The organism is Oleiagrimonas sp. C23AA (assembly GCF_011759385.1).
Classification (GTDB): Bacteria; Pseudomonadota; Gammaproteobacteria; order Xanthomonadales; family Rhodanobacteraceae; genus Oleiagrimonas.
Map to the genome: position 1 here is coordinate 132,456 of NZ_JAARLY010000004.1, position 23,600 is coordinate 156,055.

Sequence of the window (23,600 nt, forward strand, 5' to 3'; positions counted from 1 at the left end):
GGCATGACCCGCGCCACGCGCCAGCGCTTCACGGTGCTGCATACCTGGGTTGGCGTGATCGCCGGCTGGGCGCTTTTCATCGCTTTTTTTGCCGGCGCCTTGAGTGTGTTCCACGCCCAGATCCAGGTCTGGCAGAACCCGGCCTGGCGCGCACAGCCGCTGGAACAGGTCGATGCCGGCCAGCGCCTGATCGAACAGGTGCTGGCCCGTCACCCGGCGGCGCGAGCGCATATCGGCATTACCGTGCCGGGCCATGAATACCGCAGCATGACCGCGTACTGGCCCGAGGCGGATGGTTACCACAACACCACACTGGCCAAACTGGCCGGTGACCGTCGCGCCGGGCATTCGGCGCTGGCCGATTTCATTTTCGCGCTGCACGACAGCCTGGGCCTGGGCACCTTCGGGCTGTACTTCATGGGAGTGATCAGTCTGCTGTATGGCGTGGCGCTGATCAGTGGCATGGTGATCCACTTCAAGCACCTGTTGCCGGACCTGCTGGCACTGCGTGCCGGGCACAATCTGAAACGGTTGTGGCAAGACGCGCACAATGTGATCGGCGTACTCAGCCTGCCGTTCCACGTCATTTTCGCCGTCACCGGCGCCATGCTGTGCCTGTTCGCATTGTCGTTCGCGGTGCTTGGCACCTTCAGTTTCGGCGAAGGCTTCATGGGTGCCTACACCCAGGCCACGCAGGTCGCGCCGCAGGTTCGGGCGGCCGGCACGCCGGCGCGCCCGTTGTCGCCCGCCGCGCTGGCGGCGCGCGCGCGGCAGGTGGCCGCGGCGCATGGTGTGGCTGATTTTGAGCCCAACTACATCTATTACACGCACTACGGTGATGCCAACGGCACGGTGACGGTGCGCGGCGATGCCGCCCGCACGATCGGCACGATGTCGGAAATCGGCATGAACGCGGCCACCGGCAAGGTGCTGTCGCTGTCGCTGCCCGGCGCACGCGACGCCAATCATGTGACCTATGCGGCGCTGTTCGCGTTGCACTTTGGCAGCTTTGGCGGGCGCACCGTGCAGTGGCTTTATTTCGCGTTGGGGCTGGCCGGCGCGTTCCTGTTCTATTCGGGCAACCTGTTGTGGATAGAAACGCGCCGCAAGCGGCGCCAGGTGACGCAGCCCAGGCGCGTTTACGCCATGGCACGCTTTACCGTGGCCAGCTGCATTGGCAGCTGCCTGGCCATGGCGGCGACCTTTATCGCCACCTTGCTGGCGCCGTATGGCACCGACAACGTGGCGCTGGCCGAGAAGCTGACCTGCCTGGCGGCGTTCCTGGTTGCCTGCGCCTGGAGCAGCTGGCGGCCGCCTTCGCGCGCGGCAGTGGAGCTGCTGGCCGCCAGTGCTTTGGTCAGTGGCGGGATCGCCGTGCTCGACCTTATCCTGCATGGTGCGCAATGGTGGTCGCTGCTGCGTCAAGGCGCGTTGACGGTACCGGCGGTCGATGCCATGGCGCTGGCCCTGGCGGCGGCGTTTGCGTGGCTGGCCTGGCGTACCCAGCGTCGCGCCAGCCACGGCGATATCCACAGTGTCTGGCACCATCCGCCGACGTTGAACGATCAAGGCGAGGGCCGAGAGCCGACGTCACACGCTTGAATACGCGCGTTGGCGCCGCCAGCTGGCAGGAAGCGGGGTTTCCATCGTTTCTCGGCAAGGAGTCGTCATGATCGAGCTTTACTACTGGCCTACCCCCAATGGCCACAAGATCACGCTGTTTCTGGAGGAAACGGGCCTCAGTTACCAGATCAAGCCGGTGAACATCGGCCGTGGCGACCAGTTCAAGCCCGAATTTCTGGCTTTCTCACCCAACAACAAGATGCCGGCGATCATCGATCGCGCACCGGCGGACGGCGGTGCCGCCGTCAGCGTGTTCGAATCCGGCGCCATTTTGCAGTATCTGGCCGAAAAAACCGGTCAATTCCTGCCCCAGGCGCCGCGCGAACGTACCGAGGTGATGGAGTGGCTGTTCTGGCAGATGGCCAGCTTCGGCCCGATGCTGGGCCAGAATCATCACTTCAGCCGCTATGCGCCGGAGAAGATTCCCTACGCCATCGAACGCTACGTCAACGAAAGCCGTCGTCTTTACGGCGTGCTGGACAAGCGTCTGGACGGTCGCACCTTTGTCGGCGGCGACAACTACTCCATCGCCGACATGGCCATTTACCCGTGGGTGGTCTCGCATGAGGCCCAGAGCATCGACCTGGACCAGTTCCCGAACGTGAAGGCGTGGTTCCAGGCCATCGGTGATCGCGATGCCACGCGTCGCGCCTATGCGCGCGCCGAGGAGGTGGGCGACAAGCCGGACCTGACCTCCGATGCCGAGGCGCGCAAGCTGCTGTTTGGCGTCAGCAAATAGCCGGACAAAAAAGCGCCGGTCTTTTCGGGCCGGCGCTTTTGACGGCGCCCTGCGATGCTCACGATGGCGCCGTCCCCAAGTTGTCCACAGTCAGTCCAGGAAATTGCTGCGCAGCAGCTCCTTGACGTCGCCGGGCCGGCCGGCCATCACCGCCTTGGCGCCGTACAGCGCGGTGCTGGTGACCTGGCTGAATTCCACCTTCGGCGGCATCACCAGCTCCATGCGGTTGACGCTGACATCCAGCAGCGCCGGTCCCGGATGGGCTAGCCAGTCCTTGACCGCCCCTTCCAGCTCGTCGGCCTCGGTGACGCGACGGCCATACATGCCGACCGCCTCGGCCAGGCGCCCGAAATCGGGGTTTTTGAGCTCGGTGAAGCTGTCGAGCAAACCCTCGACCTTCTGCTCCATCTCCACAAAACCCAACGAACCGTTGTTGTAGACCACCAGCTTGACCGGAATCGACGCCTGCACTGCGGTCAGCAGATCGCCCAGCAGCATGCTCAGGCCGCCGTCACCGCATAGCGCGATCACCTGGCGATCGGGCAGCGCCTTGGCAATGCCCAGCGCCGAAGGCATGGCGTTGGCCATGGTGCCGTGCACCAGGCTGGGTAGCGTACGGCGCTTGCCGTTGGCGCGGGTATGGCGCAGCACCCAGACCATCGGGCTGCCGCCGTCGGCGGTAAACACCGCATCCTCGTCGGCCAACTGGTCGATCAGGCGCGTTAGGTACTGCGGGTGGATCAGGCCGTCATCGCCGGTGTGTTCTTCCTTGGCCTGCGATTTCTCGGTGGCCTTTTTGTGTTTCAGGCATTCGTCGAGGAAGTCGCGCGACTCGCGCGTTTCGACCATCGGCAGCAGCGCGGCCAGGGTGTCCTTGATGTGCCCGACCACGCCCAGATCCACCGGATGGCGGCGGCCCAGATGGGTCGGGTCGGCATCGACCTGGATCAGCGTGGCATCGTCCGGGTAGAACTGACGCCAGGCAAAGTCGGCGCCCAGCAGCAGCAAGGTGTCGGCTTCGCTGACCGCGTGATAGCCCGAATCGACACCGAATACGCCGGTCATGCCCATGTTGTTGGGGTTGTTGGGCTCGACAAAATCCTTGGCGCGCGAGGTGTGCGCCACCGGAATCTTCAGCTTCTTGGAAAGGGCCAGCAGCTCGTCCTCGGCACCGGCCACGCCGGAACCGCAGTAGATGGCCAGCTTGTCGGCCTTGTTCAGCAGCTCGGCCATCTGCGACAGCTCGGCTTCGGACGGCAGCACGCGCGGCGCCGGCGCATGCGGCCGGAACGGCACCTTGTCCTCGGTTTCCTGCTGGCTGATGTCGCCGGGCACGATGATCACCGACACACCATGCTTGTTGATGGCCGTTTGCGCGGCCAGCGCGGTAACGCGCCGCGCCTGCTCGGCCGAATGCACCGTGCAGCAGAAATGGCTGCAGGTCTTGTAGATGGTTTCCAGATCCACTTCCTGCGGAAATTCCATGCCCATCTCGGCGGTGGCCACCTGCGTGGCAATCAGCACCACCGGTGCGCGGTTGCGGTGCGCTTCGAACAGGCCGTTGATGAAGTGCAGACTGCCCGGTCCGCAGGTGCCGGCGCAGGCGGTCAGCTGGCCGGTGATGTAGGCCTCGCCGCCGGCGGCCATGGCGCCGGCTTCCTCGTGGCGCACATGCACCCACTCCATGTCGCTGCGCCGGATGGCGTCGGTAATGTGGTTGAGAGTGTCACCGACGATGCCGTAACAGCGTTTGACGCCGGCCTCGGCCAGGGTGTCGACAATGATGTCTGCAACCTTCTTCTTGCTCATGGCGGAATCCTTGGCGTTGAGGGGAGGGGAGATCGAGTGCGGCGCCTTGGCGCCACAACAACTGCGCAACCGTAGGCCGGCGCGTGCGAATTCCGCATGAAGTCACGCCCCGCGCGCAAAGCGCGGATTCAGCTGCGTGAGCGTCGCGTTGGCGCCATGGGTCTCATTTGGCAGAGACAAAAAAGGCGCGCACCGCTCGATGCACGCCTTCGAAGGATGGCTCGCAGCCTGGCGGCCGTTGGCGCGATATCAGCGCGCGTGACCGCCGATGTCGCCGCCACTCTGGCGCAGCTCCGGTACCGGGCCGGCCACCGCTGCCAGCGCTGTAGCGTATGGGTCGTCGATGCTGACTGTGGAGACCTCGTCCCAGGCGAAGAACGAAGGCTCGCGCAGCCACTCGGCGTCGGGGCTGATTTCCTGCAGGTTGAAGCCGTCATCCTCGGTGTCGATCAGGCGGCCGATGTAGCACACCTCGGCTTCGTCCTCGCTGTCGACGTGGATGCCGATCACCGGCGCCCGGGTGGCCGCGGCGCGCACCACCTGGCTGATGTCTTCCAGCGGAAAGTCCTTCGGCAGCTGCGGACGCAGTCCGCGATGGGCAATCGCCTTGAGCATGAAGGTGGCGTGCTTGTCCGGCGACTCCAGCTCGGTGATGTCGCGATGGCGCATCACGTACAGGCCATCGTCGGTGATGCCGTCACCGATCACCCGCAGCATGAAGAATTCGCGGCCGATACCGGCCACGTAACCGCAGAAACTTCCGTGTTCCATGTCGCCGCGCCACAGCCGGATCAGCTGGCGTTGGCGCTGGGCCTCGAGCAGTTGCGCGCGGTGCCCTTTTGTCTGGAACTGAATGACCTTTCCCATAGCGTTGCCATGTTAGCAGAGCCGCGGGCGCGCGGCTCTGCCCGACACGCATGCGAAGCTTACAAAATGTACCTGGACAGATCCTGGTCCTCGACCAGCGCGTTCAGGTGGGTGTCGACATGTTCGGCGTCGATCAGGTAGTTTTCGCCGCCCTTGTCTGCCGCTTCGAAGGAGATCTGCTCCAGCAAGCGCTCCATCACGGTATGCAGGCGGCGCGCGCCGATATTTTCGGTGGTCTCGTTGACCTGGAAGGCGACCTCGGCCAGCCGGTCGATGCCCGACTCGGAGAACTCCAGCTTCACGCCCTCGGTGGCCAGCAGTGCCACGTATTGCTTGGTCAGCGCGTTGTGCGGCTCGCGCAGGATGCGCTTGAAGTCGGACACGCTCAGCGCCGATAGCTCCACGCGAATCGGCAGCCGGCCCTGCAGCTCGGGAATCAGATCCGACGGCTTGGCCAGCGAGAACGCGCCGGAGGCGATGAACAGGATATGGTCGGTCTTGATCGGGCCGTATTTGGTCGACACGGTGGAGCCTTCCACCAGCGGCAACAGGTCGCGCTGCACGCCTTCACGACTGACACCGCTGGCGCCGCCACCGCCGCCGTAGTCCGAGCGCTGCGCCACCTTGTCGATCTCGTCCAGGAACACGATGCCGTGCTGCTCGCACGATTCGACCGTCTGCGCGCGCACTTCCTCCTCGTTGAGCAGCTTGCCCGCTTCCTCGTCGATCAGCAGCGGACGCGCGGCGCGGATGGCCAGCTTGCGCTTTTGCGTCTTGCTGCCGCCGATGTTCTGGAACATCTGCTGCAATTGCTGGGTCATTTCCTCCATGCCCGGCGGCGTCATGATTTCCACGCCACCGCCCTGCAGGCTGAGGTCCAGCTCGATCTCGCGATCGTCCAGCGCGCCTTCGCGCAGCTGCTTGCGCAGTTTCTGACGCGTTTCGGACTGGCTGTCGCCGGCCGGCGCCGGATCATGGCCCCAGTCGCTGGGCGCGCTCTGTCGGCGCGGCAGCAGCGCATCCAGGATGCGATCCTCGGCGCGATCCTCGGCCTGCGTCTGCACGCGGCGCTTGGCACGGTCACGGGCCAGCTTGTAGGCGCCATCGGCCAGATCGCGGATGATCGATTCGACATCCTTGCCGACATAGCCCACCTCGGTGAACTTGGTCGCTTCCACCTTCACGAACGGGGCGTTGGCCAGCGTGGCCAGGCGGCGTGCGATCTCGGTCTTGCCCACGCCGGTGGGACCGATCATCAGGATGTTCTTGGGCGTGACTTCCTGGCGCAGGTCCGGCTCCAGCTGCATGCGGCGCCAGCGGTTGCGCAAGGCAATGGCCACGGCGCGCTTGGCATCGTTCTGGCCGATGATGAAGCGATCGAGTTCGTTGACGATTTCGCGGGGGGTGAGTTCACTCATGGGAAGCTAGCTTGGCAGTCGGGGGATCGAGGACAAACGATGCGAGGGGCTGACGGCGGGTCAGTCCAGTTCCTCGATGGATACGTTGTGGTTGGTGTAGATGCAGATGTCGCCGGCGATGCCCAGTGCCTTCTCGACGATGGAGCGTGCATCCATATCGGTGTTCTCCAGCAGTGCGCGCGCCGCCGACTGGGCGTACGGGCCGCCCGAGCCGATCGCGATCAGGCCCTGTTCGGGTTCGAGCACATCGCCGTTGCCGGAAATGATCAGCGAGTTGTCCTTGTCGGCCACCGCCAGCATGGCTTCCAGCCGGCCCAGGCGGCGGTCGGTGCGCCATTCCTTGGCCATTTCCACGGCGGCACGGGTCAGCTGATGGTTGTGCTTGGCCAGCTTGTCCTCGAACAGCTCGAACAGCGTGAAGGCATCGGCGGTGGCGCCGGCAAAACCGGCCAGCACGTCGCCACGGCCCAGGCGTCGCACCTTGCGCGCATTGGCCTTCATCACCGTATTGCCCAGGGTGACCTGCCCGTCCGAGCCGATGACGACCTTGCCGTTGCGGCGGACCGAGACGATGGTGGTGGCGTGAAACGAATCCATGGGCGCGCTCTTGACCTTAACGTTGCGTGTCGAACGCCTTATGTGGGGCGTATCGCCGGCAAAGCCAAGAGTACAGAGCGGCGCGCTCAGTCGCTCGATTTGCGCCGCGCGCGCGGATGGGCGGCGTCGTAGACGCGGCTCAAGTGCTGGAAATCCAGATGCGTGTAGATCTGCGTGGTGGCGATGTCGGCATGGCCGAGCAGGTCCTGCACGGCGCGCAGATCGCCGGACGACTCCAGCAAGTGGCTGGCGCAGGAGTGGCGCAACAGATGCGGGTGAATGCGCTTGGCCATGCCGTGTCGCATGGCCAGGGTCTTCATGCGCGCCTGCACCGTGCGCGGGCTGATCGGCGCGCCGCCGCGGCCGCGGAACACCGGCTGCGCCGCGGCCATGCCGGTCTCGCGGCCCAGGGCCCGCAGCGCGCTGACGGCGTGGCGGCCCACCGGCACGATGCGGGTCTTGTTGCCCTTGCCGCGCACGCGTACCAGGCCGTCATCCAGGTCCAGATCGCGCCAGACCAGGCCGACCAGCTCGGACAGACGCAGGCCCGAGGAATAGAACAGCTCCAGCATGGCGCGATCGCGCGAGGCCAGCGCGTCGTCGGCGCCGGGCAGCTCGACCAGTGCCGAGGCCTCGTCGGTATCGAGCACCTGCGGCAGCTTGCGGCGCGTCTTGGGCCCGCGCACGCCAGCGGACGGGTCGTGCTCGATATGGCCTTCGCGCAATAGATAGGTGAACAGGCTGCGGCAGGCCGAAAGCAGGCGCTGCAGGCTGCTGGGCGCCAGCCCGCCGCGATGCTGGGCGGCGACGAAGGCGCGCAGTTGGTCCGGACGCAGCGTATCGACGCCGCTGATGTCCTCGGCGTGCATCCAATCGGCCAGTTTCTTCAGATCGCGCCGGTACGCGGCCAGCGTGTGCGGCGAAGGCGCGCGCTCGGCCTCGAGGTGGCGCAGGTACGCATCGATGGCCTGCTCGGCGTGCACGCCTAGTCTTCGGCCGGATAGCGCGCCAGTGCCGCGCCCACCGATTCGGCGATCAGCTTCAGGAACACCGTGCCCATGCCCGGATGGAAGCGGTTGGGTTCCAGACTGCCGATGGCCAGCATGCCGGCGCCGCCCAGGCGCATCAGCGCTGCCGATTGCACCGCGCTGGCCTGTTCACCGAACAAGCGCGAGAGCTTGTCGGCGGCCAGGCGCCCGACCAGAGGCTCCTGCCGGGCCAGGAACTCGCCGAACTCCGGTAGCGCCGCGGCGCCATCGGGCACCGCGATCAGCCACGCCGCATCAGGCAGTTGTTCGGCCTCGCGAAACAGCATCACGCGCACCAGGTCGGTGCCAAAATCCTCGGTCAGGCGGTCGACCACGCACTGCACCGTGCCGGCCAGGCTGTCGGTGCGCAGCAGTGCGGTGGTCAGCGAATGCACCTGCACCATCAGCTGCTCGTTCTCGCCAGCGATCTCGATCAGCTCGGCCAGACGCTGTTCCAGCTCACTGTTGCGGCGGCGCAGGGTTTCCAGCTGGTAGCTGGCCAGCGAGGCGGCCGGACCCTGCTCGCGCGGGATCACCAGCTGCGTGGCCAGGTCCGGAAAGTCCTTCAGGAATTGCGGATGCTGGCGCAGGTATTCGGCCACATCCATGGCCTTGAGGCCGTCCTTCAGATTCAACTCGGCCATGAAAGGCTCCAGGTCACGTCAGGGCTCCAGTGTGCGCGGCGCGGGCCGCGGCATCAATCGTCCAGCCACTGGCCCTCGAACACGAAGCTGGCCGGGCCGGTCATCCACAGGCGGTGGCCGGGGCCGGGCCAGGCGATGATCAGCTCGCCGCCGGGCAGCTGTACGTGCACGCGCTCGTCGACACGATCGCGCAGGCGCAGCACGGCGGCCGCGGCGCAGGCACCGGTGCCGCAGGCGCGGGTCCAGCCGGCGCCGCGTTCGTGCACGCGCAGTTTCACGTGACTGGCGTCGATGACCTGGGCAAAGCCGACATTGCACTGCTCGGCGAAGCGCGGGTGACGGGTCACGCGCGGGCCCAGCTGGTCGATATGCGGGGCAGCCAGGTCGGTCACTTCCATCAGCGCGTGTGGATTGCCCATCGACACCACGCCGATGGTCAGTGTTTCGCCGGCCACATCCAGGGCGTAGCTGGCCGCCTGGTTGGGCGCATCGAACGGCACGCTGGCGGGCGTGAAGTCCGGTTCGCCCATGTCGATGGCGACCACGCCGTCATCGAGCACGCACACGCCCACGGCGCCAGCCGGGCTTTCCAGCCGTACCTGCCGGCCGGCTTCGATGGCGCCGGCCCGGTGCAGCCAGGCGGCCACGCAGCGCGCGCCGTTGCCGCACTGACCGGCCGAGGAGCCATCGGCGTTCCAGATGCCGTAGCGGTAGGCGCAATCGGTGCGCTGCGCCGGTTCCAGTGTCAGCAGCTGGTCGAAACCGACGCCGGTGTGGCGATCGGCCATGGCCGTCAGCCGCGAGGTGTCGATAGGGAACGGCGTCTGCCTGGCATCGATGACCACAAAGTCGTTGCCGATGCCATGCATCTTGGTGAAGGGCAGCGTCATCGGGCGAGGATCACGGCGAGCTGGTGGCGGGTGCCGGCACGGTACTGGCGGGCGCCGGAGCGGGTGTCGTGGCCGGCTTCGGCGCTGCATGGCGCGGCATGTACAGCGGTCCCTTATAGCCACAGCCGGCCAGGGCGGAGGCAAGCAGCACGGGCACGAGCAGTTGGCGGATTCGGCGCATGGAAATCACAAAACATGGATGGATGGCGGCAGTATAGCTTTTCGCCTGGCGCGCGCTCAGTGAGCGGCCGGGGGCTTTTTCTGCGGTGGTGTGGCGGTGACGTCCTGCAGCGCGCCGACGCTTACCGTGCCGCTCCAGCGCGCATCGCGATGGGCGAAATACTGCTTGGGCGTCCAGTACCAGCGCTGATAGATCGGTCCGCAGTTCTGCATCGCCCGGCCCGAACCCAGCGGCATCACGCAGTGGATGTTCTGGCCGGAGGCCCCCAATAGCGAGCCGGCAATCTCACTGCGATGCATGCGCAGTTCGCTGGCCAGGCGCGGCTTGGCCACCGCGTCGGCATAGATCGGTTGCAAGTTGGCCAGCACGGCTTGGGCGCGGCGCCGTTGCTTGGCGTGCAGTGCGCGCCAGACACGATCGCGGGTGTGCACAAACTGGGGATAACCGCGCTCGGCCGACAGCGCCAGCCAGGCCCAGGCGGTGGCCGGATCGGCCTTCACGCCCTGGCCTTTCAGATACATCAGGCCAAGGCACAACTGCGAGAACTTGTCGGCATAGCGGGCCGAGCGACGAAAGTCGCGCAAGGCACCGCGGTAGTCGTGGAAGGACAGTTTGTCGATGGCCGCGTACTGGCCGGCCAGGTCTGGATGGCCCCAGGTGTTGGTGTGTCTGGCCTGTTGCAGCACCGCGTCGGGCACGTTGCCGGCGTGACCGGTGTGCGCGGCCGCCTGGTGCATGGCAAGACCGAACAGCAGCAGTGCGCCGCCAAGCCGCGTGTATCGGCGCCATCGGGAGCATCGCCTCACCATGAACCCTTCCCTGTGTCTGGCCTGAGCTTCGTTCTACGCCGCCGCCCGTGTCGATACAAGCGCGCCACGGGGTTATGTATGTCTGGTCAGCCATGGGCTCTGCTAACGTGCGCAGGAACTTGCCCTGCGGAGTGCGGCATGGATTGGGATCTGTTCTGGCGCTTGCCGGCGATGTTGCTGCTGGGCCTGGCCGCCCTGGTGCTGTTGCTGGCGCTGGGTCAGGGCGTGGCCTGTCATCGGCGCTGGCGTCGCCGGCGTCGGCTGGCGGCCACCTCGCGCGCCTTGCTGGCGCTGCTAGCTTTGGCGCTGGCTCTTTTGCTGGGCGGTGCCGGTGTCAGCCTGCGCGGTTACCGGGTGCTGAGCCAGGAAACGCCGGTGGCGACGCTGTCGGCCAAGTGGCTGGCGCCGCAGCACTGGTGGGTCACGCTGACCCTGCCCGATGGCCATAGCGAGCAGATTCCACTGGATGGCGATGCCTTCCGGCTGGAAGCCAATGTGGTCAAGTGGACGCTACCGGCGGTGCTGCTGGGGCACGCGCCGCAGCTTTATCGGCTGGATCGCCTGAGTGGGCGCTATGACGATCCGCGCCAGGCCGCGGCCTATCCGCCGACCGTGCTGGATCTGCGTCCGACGGGGCCGGATCTGTGGACGCTGGTGCGCCGTTTCCCCGACTGGGTACCGGGTGTGGATGCGGTCTACGGCAGTGGCGTGTACCTGCCGCTGGTCGATGGCGGCCGATACCGCATCAGCCTGATGCGCACCGGTGCGCTGGTGGCGCGGCCGGCCAACGCCTATACCGCCGATCGGCTGGAACAACGTGGTGTGACCGCTCCCGACCTGCCTTGATCAGCCCCGGGCCAGGCACTTTTCATAGCGCAGCGCATCGGTGCCGTCATCGTAGTAGCCCTCGCGGCATCCGATCAGCTGGTAGCCGTGGCGCTCGTACAGCGCAATGGCCACCCGGTTGCTGACGCGTACTTCCAGGCGAATGCTCTGGCAGCGGCGCTGGCGCGCATAGCGCTCGCAGGCATCGAGCATGGCCCGGCCCAGGCCCCGGCCGCGCGCCTCGTCGGCGATGGCCAGCGAATAAAGCCGCGCGCTGGGGCTATTGCTGCGAAAGAACAGCACGGCCGAGCCGATCAGGTGGCCGGCCAGGCGCGCCACCAGCACCTTGGCGGTGGCGCTGCCCAGGTGACGTCGATACTGCGCCCGACTGATGCGGTCGGCAGCGAAGGTGCGCTCCTCCAGCTCGACCAGGTCGTCCAGGTCGGCCTCGGCAGCGCGGCGGATGCGGGGGGCGGTCTGTTTGATCACGCGCGGAGGGTAGTGATTGGGGTCAGGCAGGGCAAATGGGGACGCTTCAGTGCATTTTCACCCTTGGCTCTTGCCGCCAAGGTCGGGCAGGCTTCAAACTCACGGTGCGGCCTGTGGTGCCGGCCGTTTCCGCTGAATCTCCATTCCCGTCGGACGCTCCTGCGTCCCCACGCTCGAGGTCCCATGAGCCGTCTGCTCATTGTTGTGGAAAAAGCCTCCGATTGGGGCTCGTATTATCCGTCCGATCACGTGGTCACCGCCGCCGACTATCTGCGCGAGACGCCAGGTGGTGATGAGCGCACCCAGGTCATCAATCTGTGCCGCAGCTACAAATACCTGGGGCCGGGCTACTACGTCTCATTGCTGGCCGAGGCACGCGGGCACCGCGTGATCCCCTCGGTGCGCACCATCAACGATTTGCGCAAGCGCTCACTGTACGGCCTGGACATCGATGACCTGAACCAGAAGCTGGCGGCGCTGCTGCCCGGCGGCCAGGACACCACCGATTTCGGCATCCTGGTGCACTTTGGTGAAACCTCGCACCCGGCGCTGTCCGATCTGGCGCGACAGGTGTTCGAGCTGTTTCCGTGCCCGCTGCTGCGCATCGAGTTCACCCGCGAGCGGGTCTGGCAGATCGGCTCGATCCGGCCGGTGGGCCTGAACAGTCTGGACGATGCGCAGGAAGACAGCTTCGCGCAGTCGCTGGACAAGTTCTCGCGCAAGCTGTGGCGCAAGCCGCGCACGCGCCGGCCGTACCGCTACGACATCGCCATGCTGGTCGACCCGGACGAGGCCATGCCGCCGTCCAACAAGAAGGCGCTGAAGGCGTTCATCGCCGCCGGCAAGCAGCTGGGCGTGGAGGTGGACCCGATCGGGCGCCAGGACTACACGCGGCTGGCCGAGTACGACGGCCTGTTCATCCGCACCACCACCGCCATCGACAACCACACCTACCGCTTCGCGCACCGCGCCGAGAAGGAAGGCATGGTGGTGATCGACGACCCCACCTCGATCCTGCGCTGTACCAACAAGATCTACCTGCACGATCTGCTGGTGTCGCGAAAGCTGGCGGTGCCGCGCACGGAAATCCTCTACCGCGACGAGGCGCGGCGCTTGTCCGATCTGCCGGAAAAGCTCGGTTTTCCGATCGTGCTGAAGATTCCCGACGGTTCGTTCTCGCGCGGCGTCAGCAAGGTGGAATCGGTCGAGGCGCTGGAGAAGGCCGCCGCCGAGCTGTTTCAGCATTCGGCGCTGGTGGTGGCGCAGGAGTTTCTCTACACCGAGTACGACTGGCGCATCGGCGTGCTGAACCGCGAGGCGATCTACGCCTGTCAGTACTTCATGTCACGCGGGCACTGGCAAATCTACAACCACGGCGCCAAGGGTGCGGCCAAGTCCGGCGGCTTCCGCACGCTGCCGGTGCGCGAGGCGCCGGCCGAGGTGGTCAAGTTGGCGCTGCGCGCCACGCAGGGCATCGGCGATGGCCTGTATGGCGTGGACATCAAGCAGACCCCCGAGCGCACGGTGGTCATCGAGGTCAACGACAACCCGTCCATCGATGCCGGTGTCGAGGATGGCTATCTGGGCGAGGACCTGTACCTGCGCATCATGGGCGAGTTCGTACGCCGGCTGGAGCGCAAGCGGCTGGGCATCTGAACGCTCAGGCGCTCCACAGCGGCCGTCGCGGCGAGCGCTGACGCAGCCGGCGCCAGGCCTCGATGGGCGCGCGTGGTGCGGTCAGGCCCAGGATCAGCAGCGGTGCCAGCACCAGCCAGAACGGGGCGGTAAAGCCCAGCGTGGTGCTGTACACCGGCAGCGGCGTGAAGATCAGGGCGGCCGTGCCCAGGCCCAGCCACAGGCTGGCGATGCGGGCGCGGCGCTGACGGATACGGTGCGTGTGCGGCATGGTGTGTCCTTCCCTTGGCGTGTCGATGGGGCCCATCGTGCGCGGCGTCCATCTCAGCGGCTGCGACCGGCGCCATCACCTGGCATGCGGATGTTGCATGCATCCAAACGACACCGCCTCGCGTAGCTATAGAAAAGCCACGCCTGCCAAAGGAGCCCTGTCATGCGACGTCTGTGGAAGCTCACCCTGGGACTGAGTGCCATCGCCTTGCTCGCCGGTTGCGCCAGCGCGCCCAAGCCGCGCCTGGCCACGCCCGATCAGGTGAACCTGAAACGCTACATGGGCACCTGGCACGTCATTGCGCACATCCCCAACATCTTCGAGCGCGGCAAGCTGGCCACCGCCGATGAATATCACCTGCGCAAGGATGGCCGGATCGGTGTCACCTTCCACTACCGCAGCAGCTTCCAGGATGCGCCCAAGACCTGGCACGGCACCGCCTGGCTGATCCGCAACGATGATGCCGCGCGCTGGAAGGTGCAGCTGCTGTGGCCGTTCACCAGCGACTACGTGATCATGGCGCTGGATGCCGACTATCGCTACGTCATGGTCGGCTTGCCCTCGCGCAAGCTGCTGTGGCTGATGGCGCGTGATACGCAGATGCCCGAAGCGGTGTACCAGCGTTACGTCGAGCAGGCCCGCGCGGAGGGGTTTCCTGTGGATAAGTTAAAGCGTGTGCCGCAGCATCCAGACCAGGTCGGCCAGCCCGGTTTCGAGCAATGACGGCACCATCGGAGTGCGCCGGCCAGGGCGTTACAATGGCGTCTTCATCGATCAGGAGTTGCACGTCCCATGGTTGAAGGCGCCCCCCGTTTCACGGTGTTTGGTCATCCGATTGCCCATACGCTGTCGCCGCAGATCCACCAGGCCTTCGCGCATCAGTTCGGGCTGACGCTCAACTACGACACCACCGATGCCGCGCCGGCCGATTTTGCCGAGGCCGTGCGTGCCTTCTTCGCGGGCGGTGGCGCCGGCGCCAATGTGACACTGCCGCACAAGCGCGCTGCCTTCGAACTGGCCGCCGAGCGTACCGAGGCGGCCATGCGCGTGGGTACCGCCAACGTGCTCACCCCGCTGGCCGACGGCCGCGTGCGCGCCCACAACACCGATGGGGCCGGCCTGGTGCGCGACCTCACCGAGCGCCATCGTGTCGACCTGCGTGGGCACGATGCCCTGCTGCTGGGTGCCGGCGGCGCAGCGCACGGCGTGGCCTGGTCACTGCTCGATGCCGGTGTGCAGACGCTGACCATCGTCAATCGCACGCCGGAAGCGGCCGACGCGCTGGCCGATCGCCTGGGCGACCCGGCGCGGGCGCATACGCGTTACTGGAAGGATCTGGATTCGATCGGCAGCTACAACCTGATCATCAACGCCACCTCGGCCGGCGTCGCCGGGCAGGCGCTGGACCTGCCGTTTGCCATCTGCGGATCGCGCGCGCTGTGCTACGACCTGTCCTACGGCCCCGCGGCCACCGGTTTCCTGGCCTGGGCCAAGACCGCCGGTGCCGATTACGCCTTTGATGGGTTGGGCATGCTGGTGGAAACGGCCGCCGACGCCTTCGAGCTGTGGCACGGCAAGCGTCCGGACACCGCGCCGGTGTACCGCGAACTGCGCCAGCGCTACGCCTGAGTACCCGCTGATGGACTGCCGCCCCGGCTGCGGCGCGTGCTGCATCGCGCCGTCGATCTCTTCGCCGATACCGGGCATGCCCAACGGCAAGCCGGCCGGGGTGCGCTGCGTGCAACTGACCGCTGACAACCGCTGCGCCATTTTTGGCGATCCACGCCGGCCGGCGGTGTGCGGCCAGCTGAAACCGGAGCCGGCCATGTGCGGCGCCGATCGCGTTCACGCGCTGGCCTGGCTGGAGGCACTGGAGCGGGCCACCGCGTAAGGCGCGTGGTTTCGCAGGCTGGCGGGGCTCAGGCCAGGTAGTCGTCCTTCAGGCGCACGTAATGTGCGGCCGAATAGTGCAACTGCTCGATGCCGCGTGCGTCCAGCTGGCGCACGCACTTGGCCGGATTGCCCAGCCACAGTTCGCCCTCGCCGACCACCTTGCCCGGCGGCACCACCGCGCCGGCGCCGACAAAGCCGTGGCGACGCACGATGGCGCCATCCAGCACGGTGGCGTGCATGCCGATCAGGCAGGTGTCTTCCAGCGTGCAGGCGTGGATGACCGCGCCGTGGCCGATGGTGACCTCGGCGCCGATCAGGCACGGCTGGCCGCCCGGCGTGTACGGGCCATCATGGGTGACATGCACGATGGCGCCATCCTGGATGTTGCTGCGCGCGCCGACTTCGATGCGGTGCACATCGCCGCGCAACACCGCACCGGGCCAGATCGAGACGTCATCACCCAGGCTGACATCGCCGATCACACTGGCGGCCGGGTCCACATAGACGCGCGCGCCCAGGCGCGGCATCACCTTCTTGTAGAGTCGAAGTGCAGTCATGCGGCTTATTGTAGCGCTGGTCCTGGCTTGATTTTGCGCTTTGCCGGCACCACAGCAAGGGCCAGTGGCGGCTGCCGGCAGTCGCGTCCATTTCTGCGTCAAAGAGGCTTCCATGCATCACGAAAACCCGCTGCTCGCCGCATCCGAACTGCCGGATTTCACCGCCATCAGGCCGGCCCACGTGGCGCCGGCCATCGATGCGATCCTGGCCGAGTACCGCGAAAAGGTCGATGCACTCACCGCCGCCGGGCCGCACAGCTTCGACAGCCTGATGCTGCCGCTGGAGCGTCTGGAGCAGCGCCTGTCGCAGGCCTGGGCGCCGATTGGTCATCTGCATTCGGTGGCCGACACGCCCGAGTTGCGCGAGGCCTACACCCAGGCGCTGGAGAAGATTTCCGATTTCAGCGCCGAGCTGGGCCAGAACCGGGCGCTGTATGAGGCCGTGGCGCAGGTCGAACGCGATCACGGCGAGCGCCTGGATGCCGCGCAGCGCGCGCTGCTGGAGCACAGCCTGCGCGACTTCAAGCTATCCGGTGTGGCGCTGGAAGAGCCGGCACGCAGCCGTTTTCGCGCCATTGCCAACGAGCTATCGCGCCTGAGCACCGAGTTTTCCAACGCCGTGCTCGATGCCACCGACGCCTGGACGCATCACATCACCGACGAGTCGCAGCTGGCCGGCATTCCCGAGTCCGGCCGCGCGGTGCTGCGCCAGTACGCCATCGAGAAGGATCTGGACGGCTTCCTGGTCACGCTGCAACAGCCGGCGGTGCAGGCGGTGCTGACTTACGCCGACGACCGCGCACTGCGCGAGAAGGTCTATTTCGCCTATCAGACGCGCGCCTCCGATCAGGGCCCGGATGCCGGCAAGTTCGACAACTCCGAGCGTATCGAGCAGATCATGGCGCTGCGCCACGAGGCCGCGCAGCTGCTGGGTTTTGCCAATGCCGCCGAGGAATCGCTGGCCACCAAGATGGCCGAATCCACGGTCACGGTGATGGAATTCCTACACGATCTGGCGGTGCGCGCCCGGCCCATCGCCAAGGGCGAGCTGGCCGACCTTCGCGAGTTTGCGCAGAAGGAGCTGGACCTGCCCAACCTGGAAGCCTGGGACATTGCCTACGCCTCGGAAAAGCTGCGTCAGGCGCGCTACGCGCTGGATGAGGAAGCGATCAAGCCGTACTTCCCGGCACCGGCGGTGATGGACGGCCTGTTCGCGCTGACCGAGAAGCTGTACGGCATCACCCTCAAGCGCCGCGAGGATGTCACCGCATGGCATCGCGATGTGCGTTTCTATGATCTGGTCGATGCCGACGGCCAGGTATTTGCCGGCGTGTATCTGGATCTGTACGCGCGCTCGGGCAAGCGCGGCGGTGCCTGGATGGACGTGTGCCGCGCGCGCTTTGCCGATGGCGATGCGCTGCAGCGCCCGGTGGCCTTCTTGACCTGCAACTTCGCGCCGCCGACCGGCGATACGCCGGCGCTGTTGACCCATGACGACGTGTTGACGCTGTTCCACGAGTTCGGCCACGGTCTGCACCACATGCTGACCGAGGTGACGTTGCCGTCCATCGGCGGCATCGACGGCGTGGAATGGGACGCGGTGGAGCTGCCCAGCCAGTTCATGGAGAACTTTGCCTGGAACCGCGAGGCGCTGGATCTGTTCGCACGTCACTACCGCACGGGCGAGAAGCTGCCGGACGAACTGTTCCAGTGCATGCTCGATGCCCGCCATTACCACGCCGGCCTGTTCCTGGTGCGCCAGCTGGAGTTCGGCCTGTTCGATTTCCGCCTGCATCTGGAATACGACCCGGCCCAGGGCGCGCGTGCCATGCACGTGCTCAACGAGGTACGCCACCAGGTGGCGGTGGTGCAGCCACCGGCCTGGCAGCGCTTCCCGCATGCCTTCGGTCACATCTTTGCCGGCGGTTACGCGGCCGGTTACTACAGCTATCTGTGGGCCGAGGTGTTGTCGGCCGATGCGTTCGAGGCGTTCGAGGCCGCCGGCGTGATCGACCGCGAGACCGGTGCGCGTTTCCGCGGCGAGATTCTGGCCGTCGGCGCGACACGTCCGGCGCTGGAAAGCTTCATCGCCTTCCGTGGCCGTGCGCCACAGGCTGATGCACTGCTGCGAAGCTACGGCTTGGCTGCGGCCTGATCCGGTGCACCCATCAGCGGCGCCTTTGCGGGCACCGCTGATGGTGAACTTCAAGCTCAGGTCGAACAGCTGCTCGACGCCGCGCTGCAGGCGGCCGAGGTCGCGGCACTGGTGGCGGCGACGCTGGCGGCCATGATCGCCACCATCACCGCGGCCTGTTCGGCCTGCATCACCGCCTGGGTGACGCCGTCGCCCAGTGGTGAGCGCTCAAATTCATCCAGGCGCTGTTTCAGGCGTTTGCGTTCGGCGCGGCCATAAAGCGCATCGCTGACACGGCTGGCCGCGGCCAGTTGCGCCAGCGCGCGGGTGCGGGTATCGGCTTCGGCGCCATGCAGCAGCACCGCGTCCAGGCGCTGGCGGATATCGTGCTCGACGCGGCCGTCGCGTTCCGGATGCACGGTCTGGTGAAAGATCAAAAGGATGCGCCGCTCGTGTTTTTTCAGCGTGCCGCGCGCCACCAGCCGCTGCAGCAGGCGCCCGCGCAGCGGCTTGAGCCGCCCCGGCAGTTTCGTTACCCAGTAGGCCACCTTCTTGCCGGGCTTGGCACGCACCAGCGCCAGCGTGTCATCGAGCAGCGCATCGCCGCTGTCGGCACCGGTGGCGACCAGGGCGTTGTCTTCGATGCCCAGGCGCCCCTCAAGGGTCAGCTCCAGCAGCAGGGCGCCGGCCAGGCCGTAATCGAGCCCGATGCTGGCGGACGAGTGCACCGTGCCGCGCTCGTCATCGAGCGCCAGCAGCAGAAGTTCTTCGGCAAGCATGGTGGCTCTCCCCGGCCATCTTCACACCGGTCCAGCATACGCGGCGCCGGCCACCCTCGCCTATCGCTTACAATGACTGCATGAAAATTGCTTCCTGGAACGTCAATTCGCTGAAAGTGCGCCTGCCGCATCTGCAGCAGTGGCTGGCCGATGCCGGCCCGGACATCGTCGCCCTGCAGGAAACCAAGCTGGAGGACGCCAAGTTTCCGGCCGCCGATATCGAGGCCATGGGTTACCACGCGGCCTTTTCCGGCCAGAAGACCTACAACGGCGTGGCGCTGCTTTCGCGCCAGCCGATGAGTGACGTGGTCACCGATCCGCCGAATCTGACCGATCCACAGCGGCGCATCATCGCCGCCAGCATCGGTGAGCTGCGCGTGGTCAATCTGTATGTGGTCAACGGCAAGGCCGTGGGCGACGAGAAATACGAGTACAAGCTCGATTGGTTGAAGCGCGTGCGTGATTTCCTGGAAGCGGAAATCGCCCGGCATCCCAAGCTGATCGTACTGGGCGACTTCAATATCGCGCCGGACGACCGCGATGTGCACGACCCGGAAGCCTGGCACGAGAAGATCCTGTGTTCCACGCCCGAGCGCGAGGCGCTTCAGGCCATTCTCGACCTGGGCCTGGCCGACAGCTTCCGCCTGTTCAACGACGAGGCCGGTCACTACAGCTGGTGGGACTACCGCGCCGCCGGTTTCCGCCGCAACCTGGGCCTGCGTATCGATCTGGTGCTGATCAGCCAGGCATTGAAGGACGGTGCCCGCGCCGCCACCATCGAACGCGAGCCGCGCACCTGGGAACGCCCTTCCGATCACACGCCTGCGGTTCTGGAGTTCGAGGTTTGATGAAGACCGACTGGCCCACGTCGCTGACCGATGCCGAGCTGGACCAGCTCGATCGTTTCCTGCGTGCTCACGCACGCGACGACGATCTGTTGCTGGACGGCGTGCACGGCCTGCTCTCGGCCCTTGCGGTGGGTCCCAAGCCGGCGCTGCCCGACGAATGGCTGGCGCTGGTGCTGCATGACCCCTTCAACGATGCCGGAGAGGGTAGCGAAGTGCTCAGCCTGCTGGCCAAGCTCAACGACTCGATCCTGGCCGAGTTGGGCGTGGATGCCTACGAGCCGATCCTGGGCGAGGTGGATGAAATGGAAGGCCATATCCTGTCTGCCGCCGGTTGGTGCGAAGGCTTCAGTCGTGGCATCGACATGCGCGCGGCGTTGTGGGAGAACCGTCTGGCCTCCGATGAAGCGCTGATGGGCCTGCTTGGTCCGATCATGGCGCTGGCGCTGGATGAAGGCGTGCTGGTGTCGGAAACCGAGTTCGAAAAGCTCAGCGAAGAGGAATATGACGCCTGTCTGGTGCAGGTGCCGCAGGTGCTGGCGCAGGTGGCCCAATACTGGCGTGAGAACGAGCCCAGCGAGGATGAATTCGCCGCCGCCGAAGCCGCCCGTGAGCAGGCCGAGGCTGCGCTCAAGGCCGACGGCCCGCCGCGCTTTCGCGGCAGCCATTCGCTGCATTGATCATGTCCGGCGGCGTTGGCACCTACGCGCCGCTGGGCACGCTCAAAGCGGTCGCCGAGGATGTCTGGATTGTCGACGGGCCGATCGTGCGCATGCCGTATCTGCTCGGCTCGATTCCGTTTTCCACCCGCATGACCGTGATCCGTTTGAGCGATGGTGGCCTGTGGTGCCACTCGCCGGTGCAGCTCGACGCCGGTCTGCGCCAGCAGATCGATGCGCTGGGTCCAGTGCGCCATCTGATCTCGCCCAACAAGCTGCATTACGCGCACATCGGCGCCTGGCAGCGCGCGTTCCCGGAAGCAATCGCATGGGCCTCACCGGGCGTGCGCGAGCGCGCCGCCTCGCAGCACATCGATGTCACCTTCCAGTTTGATCTGGGCGCCTCGGCGCCGGCAGCCTGGGCCGGCCAGATCGATCAGCTGGTCTTTGCCGGCAGTCGTTTCATGGAGGAAGTGGTGTTCTTCCATCGCGCCAGTCGCACCCTGGTGCTCGCCGACCTGATCGAGAACTTCGAGTCGCAGCGGGTCTCGCCGTGGTGGCGCGCGTTGATGCGCCTGGCCGGTTCAGCCGATCCGGACGGCAAGTTGCCGATCGATCTTCGGCTGACCTTCCTGGGTCGCAAGCGCCGGGCGCGAGCGTGTCTTGAACGCATGCTGGCCTGGCAGCCCGAGCGCGTATTGCTGGCGCATGGGCGCTGCTATCTGGAAAACGGCACACGCGAGCTGCGTCGCGCCTTTCGCTGGTTGCGCTGAAACGGCGCGTTGTTGCCCTGGCCGAACAACGTGTTCGGCGCCGGTGGCTTGGCGCGGGCGCCCGGGGGCGGCATATAGGGGGCATCGTGTTTCTATCGGAGTCACGCTCATGACCTCCCGCACCATCACCCGCCGTGTACGCGGCATGCCTGCCTCGGACGGCGCCGGCGTCAAGCTGCACCGTGTGATCGGCCAGCCGCAGCTGGACATGCTCGACCCGTTCCTGATGCTGGACGAGTTTCGTTCCGATCAGGCTGGCGACTACATCGCCGGTTTCCCCAACCATCCACACCGCGGTTTCGAGACGGTGACCTACATGCTGGCCGGGCGCATGCGCCATGGCGACAACCAGGGCAACAGCGGCCTGCTGGAGCCCGGATCGGTGCAGTGGATGACCGCCGGTCGCGGCATCGTGCACTCGGAAATGCCCGAGCAGGAAGATGGCCTGATGTGGGGCTTCCAGTTGTGGGTCAATTTGCCGGCCAGCGACAAGATGTGCGCGCCGCGCTATCAGGACATCCCCGCGGCCGAGATCCCCGAAGTGCAGCCGGCGCCGGGCGTGACCATGCGCGTGATTGCCGGTGAGCTCGAAGGTGCCACCGGACCGGTCAGCGCCGTCGCCACGCAGCCGGTGTATCTGGACGTGGCGCTGGCGGCCGGGGCCGAAACCAGCCTGCCGTTGCCGGCCGGGCACCACGCCTTTGCCTACGTGTTCGATGGCGAGTCGGCGCAGGTGGGCGGTCAGGCGCTGGCTCGCGGCGAACTGGGTGTGCTCGACCAGGGCGACACGCTGGTGCTGCGCGGTGGCGAGCAGGCCTCGCGGGTGCTGCTGGTGGCCGGTCGCCCGCTCGACGAGCCGGTGGCCAAGTACGGTCCGTTCGTGATGAACACGCCGCGAGAGATCCAGCAGGCCGTGGCCGATTTTCAGGCCGGGCGTTTCTGAAGCGGGGCGCCAAGGCGCTGGGCCGGGTGGTTTTGATCGCCGGTTCAGCGCCGCCCCGCGATCATGGTGCGGCATTTCCTTTCAACTTTCAGGAGCCCGGCATGGCCCGTCGCGACAGCGCTTTTTTGTTCGACCTGGATGGCACCCTGGTCGACAGCGTCTACCAGCACGTGCTGGCCTGGAAGCAGGCCCTTGACGCCGAGGGCATTGAGCTGGCGGTGTGGCGCATCCATCGCAAGATCGGCATGAGCGGCGGGCTGTTCACCAACATCCTGCTGCGCGAGACCGGCATGGCGATCACCGAGGACCGTATCGAACGCCTGCGCCGCGGGCATGCCGAGGCCTACGCCCGCTACAGCGATGACATCCGTCCGTTGCCGGGCGCACGCGACTTGCTCGACGCGCTGGACGAGGCCGGCATTGCCTGGGCGGTGGCCACCAGTGGGCGCATGGAGACGGCCGCGCACAACCTGCGCGCGCTGGGTGTCGACCCCGAGCGTGTACCGGTGATCACGCGCGACCAGGTGCGTCATGCCAAGCCCGATCCGGACCTGTTCGTGGCCGCGGCCAGCCGTCTGGACATCGATATCCAGACCGCCCTGGTGGTCGGCGACAGCATCTGGGACATGCTGGCCGCCACGCGTGCCCGCGCGCTGGGCGTGGGCCTTTTGTGTGGCGGATACGGCCAGGCCGAGCTGCAGCAGGCCGGTGCCTTCCGCGTGTATGAGGACCCGGCCGATTTGCTGCGCCACATCGACGAGGTCGCCGCGCGCGATTGACCGCTTTAGGCCACGTTTAGCCACATCAAGACGTGGCGCGGCTAGGCTTGGCAGGTTGCCCTTATCCAGAGCGAGAGATCGATGTTTCGAGCGGCGGTGTGTGTGCTTCCCCTGGCGCTGGCCCTGGCGGCCTGCTCGGCCCCATCCAGCGATCAAAGCGCGCCGCAGGCGGCACCGGCCAGTGCCGCCAGTGCCAAGGCGCCCGATAGCGCGGCGCTGGGTTCGCCAGCCTGGTATGCCTGGGTCAGCCAGCGGCTGGATATCGATCCGGGCGACGCTGGCAGCCCGGCGTGGGATCAGGCCGTGCAAAAACAGCTGGGCGAAGAAGCGCCACAGGCCAAGCCCGGTTCGCCGCAGTGGCAGCAGGCCGTCGATGCGCTGTTGCGCACGCGCAGCGGTAATGGCCAGTAGCT

At 66.5% G+C, this 23,600-nt stretch carries 27 protein-coding genes; 14 read left to right on the forward strand and 13 right to left on the reverse strand.

Features of this window, described 5'->3' with window-relative positions; genetic code table 11:
- Positions 1-3: 3 nt before the first annotated feature.
- Together HBF24_RS08485 and HBF24_RS08490 are read left to right on the forward strand one after the other, a co-directional pair.
- Positions 4-1,602 carry a PepSY-associated TM helix domain-containing protein gene (locus HBF24_RS08485; protein ID WP_240922347.1) on the forward strand — a complete coding sequence of 533 codons (1,599 nt, stop codon included), beginning with the start codon at positions 4-6 and terminating at the stop codon, positions 1,600-1,602.
- 67 nt (positions 1,603-1,669) lie between these two features.
- The gene (locus tag HBF24_RS08490; protein ID WP_167171795.1) at positions 1,670-2,362 is read left to right on the forward strand and encodes a glutathione binding-like protein; all 693 of its coding nucleotides are present in this window, start codon (positions 1,670-1,672) and stop codon (positions 2,360-2,362) included.
- Positions 2,363-2,452: 90 nt separating this feature from the next.
- Here the strand turns inward: HBF24_RS08490 and HBF24_RS08495 are convergent, their stop codons facing one another.
- The 9 genes from HBF24_RS08495 to HBF24_RS08535 all read right to left on the reverse strand — a co-directional run bounded on the left by HBF24_RS08495 (position 2,453) and on the right by HBF24_RS08535 (position 10,605).
- A complete protein-coding gene (locus tag HBF24_RS08495) occupies positions 2,453-4,171 on the reverse strand; it encodes a thiamine pyrophosphate-dependent enzyme (protein WP_167171797.1) in 1,719 nt (572 codons plus the stop codon).
- A gap of 249 nt (positions 4,172-4,420) precedes the next feature.
- Positions 4,421-5,038, reverse strand: a complete 618-nt coding sequence (locus tag HBF24_RS08500) for a hypothetical protein (RefSeq protein WP_167171800.1) — start codon at positions 5,036-5,038, stop codon at positions 4,421-4,423.
- A gap of 59 nt (positions 5,039-5,097) precedes the next feature.
- Positions 5,098-6,456, reverse strand: a complete 1,359-nt coding sequence (gene hslU, locus HBF24_RS08505) for an ATP-dependent protease ATPase subunit HslU (protein WP_167171803.1) — start codon at positions 6,454-6,456, stop codon at positions 5,098-5,100.
- A 60-nt stretch (positions 6,457-6,516) separates the two neighbouring features.
- On the reverse strand, positions 6,517-7,053 hold the full coding sequence (gene hslV / locus HBF24_RS08510) for an ATP-dependent protease subunit HslV (RefSeq protein ID WP_167171806.1): 537 nt from the start codon (positions 7,051-7,053) through the stop codon (positions 6,517-6,519).
- An 86-nt stretch (positions 7,054-7,139) separates the two neighbouring features.
- Positions 7,140-8,036, reverse strand: coding sequence for a tyrosine recombinase XerC (xerC, locus tag HBF24_RS08515; RefSeq protein ID WP_167171808.1), 897 nt, complete (start codon positions 8,034-8,036; stop codon positions 7,140-7,142).
- Positions 8,037-8,038: 2 nt separating this feature from the next.
- Positions 8,039-8,725: a DUF484 family protein gene (locus HBF24_RS08520; protein ID WP_167171811.1), complete on the reverse strand. Its 687-nt coding sequence runs from the start codon at positions 8,723-8,725 to the stop codon at positions 8,039-8,041.
- A 53-nt stretch (positions 8,726-8,778) separates the two neighbouring features.
- Entirely contained in the window at positions 8,779-9,615 is an 837-nt protein-coding gene (dapF, locus tag HBF24_RS08525; protein ID WP_167171814.1) for a diaminopimelate epimerase, read from the reverse strand.
- Between the two features lie 10 nt (positions 9,616-9,625).
- A complete protein-coding gene (locus HBF24_RS08530; RefSeq protein ID WP_167171816.1) occupies positions 9,626-9,796 on the reverse strand; it encodes a lipoprotein in 171 nt (56 codons plus the stop codon).
- Positions 9,797-9,852: 56 nt separating this feature from the next.
- The gene (locus tag HBF24_RS08535; RefSeq protein WP_167171818.1) at positions 9,853-10,605 is read right to left on the reverse strand and encodes a sel1 repeat family protein; all 753 of its coding nucleotides are present in this window, start codon (positions 10,603-10,605) and stop codon (positions 9,853-9,855) included.
- A 138-nt stretch (positions 10,606-10,743) separates the two neighbouring features.
- Here HBF24_RS08535 and HBF24_RS08540 point away from each other — a divergent pair, with 138 nt between their 5' ends.
- Positions 10,744-11,451 (forward strand): hypothetical protein, encoded by a 708-nt coding sequence (locus HBF24_RS08540; RefSeq protein WP_167171821.1) that lies wholly within the window; start codon positions 10,744-10,746, stop codon positions 11,449-11,451.
- Here HBF24_RS08540 and rimI read toward each other — a convergent pair whose 3' ends face one another.
- Entirely contained in the window at positions 11,452-11,919 is a 468-nt protein-coding gene (rimI, locus tag HBF24_RS08545) for a ribosomal protein S18-alanine N-acetyltransferase (RefSeq protein ID WP_167171824.1), read from the reverse strand.
- Positions 11,920-12,102: 183 nt separating this feature from the next.
- Between rimI and HBF24_RS08550 the strand changes: the two genes are divergently transcribed.
- Positions 12,103-13,575 (forward strand): RimK family protein, encoded by a 1,473-nt coding sequence (locus tag HBF24_RS08550; protein ID WP_167171826.1) that lies wholly within the window; start codon positions 12,103-12,105, stop codon positions 13,573-13,575.
- A gap of 4 nt (positions 13,576-13,579) precedes the next feature.
- On the opposite strand, the gene HBF24_RS08555 is transcribed toward HBF24_RS08550, so the two are convergent.
- Positions 13,580-13,825 (reverse strand): hypothetical protein, encoded by a 246-nt coding sequence (locus tag HBF24_RS08555; RefSeq protein ID WP_167171829.1) that lies wholly within the window; start codon positions 13,823-13,825, stop codon positions 13,580-13,582.
- 162 nt (positions 13,826-13,987) lie between these two features.
- Between HBF24_RS08555 and HBF24_RS08560 the strand changes: the two genes are divergently transcribed.
- From HBF24_RS08560 to HBF24_RS08570, 3 genes are all read left to right on the forward strand, one after another.
- Entirely contained in the window at positions 13,988-14,548 is a 561-nt protein-coding gene (locus HBF24_RS08560) for a lipocalin family protein (protein ID WP_167171832.1), read from the forward strand.
- A 69-nt stretch (positions 14,549-14,617) separates the two neighbouring features.
- Positions 14,618-15,454 carry a shikimate dehydrogenase gene (aroE, locus tag HBF24_RS08565; protein WP_167171835.1) on the forward strand — a complete coding sequence of 279 codons (837 nt, stop codon included), beginning with the start codon at positions 14,618-14,620 and terminating at the stop codon, positions 15,452-15,454.
- 10 nt (positions 15,455-15,464) lie between these two features.
- Complete coding sequence (locus HBF24_RS08570; RefSeq protein WP_167171838.1) at positions 15,465-15,716, forward strand: YkgJ family cysteine cluster protein; 252 nt, start codon at positions 15,465-15,467, stop codon at positions 15,714-15,716.
- 28 nt (positions 15,717-15,744) lie between these two features.
- Here the strand turns inward: HBF24_RS08570 and HBF24_RS08575 are convergent, their stop codons facing one another.
- A complete protein-coding gene (locus tag HBF24_RS08575) occupies positions 15,745-16,275 on the reverse strand; it encodes a gamma carbonic anhydrase family protein (protein WP_167171841.1) in 531 nt (176 codons plus the stop codon).
- A 112-nt stretch (positions 16,276-16,387) separates the two neighbouring features.
- On the opposite strand from HBF24_RS08575, the gene HBF24_RS08580 reads away from it, so the two are divergent.
- Complete coding sequence (locus HBF24_RS08580; RefSeq protein WP_167171844.1) at positions 16,388-18,430, forward strand: M3 family metallopeptidase; 2,043 nt, start codon at positions 16,388-16,390, stop codon at positions 18,428-18,430.
- A gap of 56 nt (positions 18,431-18,486) precedes the next feature.
- On the opposite strand, the gene HBF24_RS08585 is transcribed toward HBF24_RS08580, so the two are convergent.
- Positions 18,487-19,188 (reverse strand): GPP34 family phosphoprotein, encoded by a 702-nt coding sequence (locus tag HBF24_RS08585; protein ID WP_167171847.1) that lies wholly within the window; start codon positions 19,186-19,188, stop codon positions 18,487-18,489.
- Positions 19,189-19,268: 80 nt separating this feature from the next.
- On the opposite strand from HBF24_RS08585, the gene xth reads away from it, so the two are divergent.
- The 6 genes from xth to HBF24_RS08615 all read left to right on the forward strand — a co-directional run bounded on the left by xth (position 19,269) and on the right by HBF24_RS08615 (position 23,598).
- Entirely contained in the window at positions 19,269-20,036 is a 768-nt protein-coding gene (gene xth, locus HBF24_RS08590; protein ID WP_167171850.1) for an exodeoxyribonuclease III, read from the forward strand.
- On the forward strand, positions 20,036-20,713 hold the full coding sequence (locus HBF24_RS08595; protein WP_167171852.1) for a YecA family protein: 678 nt from the start codon (positions 20,036-20,038) through the stop codon (positions 20,711-20,713). Before xth ends, HBF24_RS08595 begins: the two co-directional genes overlap by 1 nt.
- A 2-nt stretch (positions 20,714-20,715) precedes the next feature.
- Entirely contained in the window at positions 20,716-21,465 is a 750-nt protein-coding gene (locus HBF24_RS08600; protein ID WP_167171855.1) for a DUF4336 domain-containing protein, read from the forward strand.
- A gap of 109 nt (positions 21,466-21,574) precedes the next feature.
- On the forward strand, positions 21,575-22,408 hold the full coding sequence (locus HBF24_RS08605) for a pirin family protein (RefSeq protein WP_167171857.1): 834 nt from the start codon (positions 21,575-21,577) through the stop codon (positions 22,406-22,408).
- A gap of 101 nt (positions 22,409-22,509) precedes the next feature.
- Complete coding sequence (locus tag HBF24_RS08610) at positions 22,510-23,187, forward strand: HAD family hydrolase (protein WP_167171860.1); 678 nt, start codon at positions 22,510-22,512, stop codon at positions 23,185-23,187.
- An 81-nt stretch (positions 23,188-23,268) separates the two neighbouring features.
- On the forward strand, positions 23,269-23,598 hold the full coding sequence (locus HBF24_RS08615; protein WP_167171863.1) for a hypothetical protein: 330 nt from the start codon (positions 23,269-23,271) through the stop codon (positions 23,596-23,598).
- The last annotated feature ends 2 nt before the right edge of the window (positions 23,599-23,600 follow it).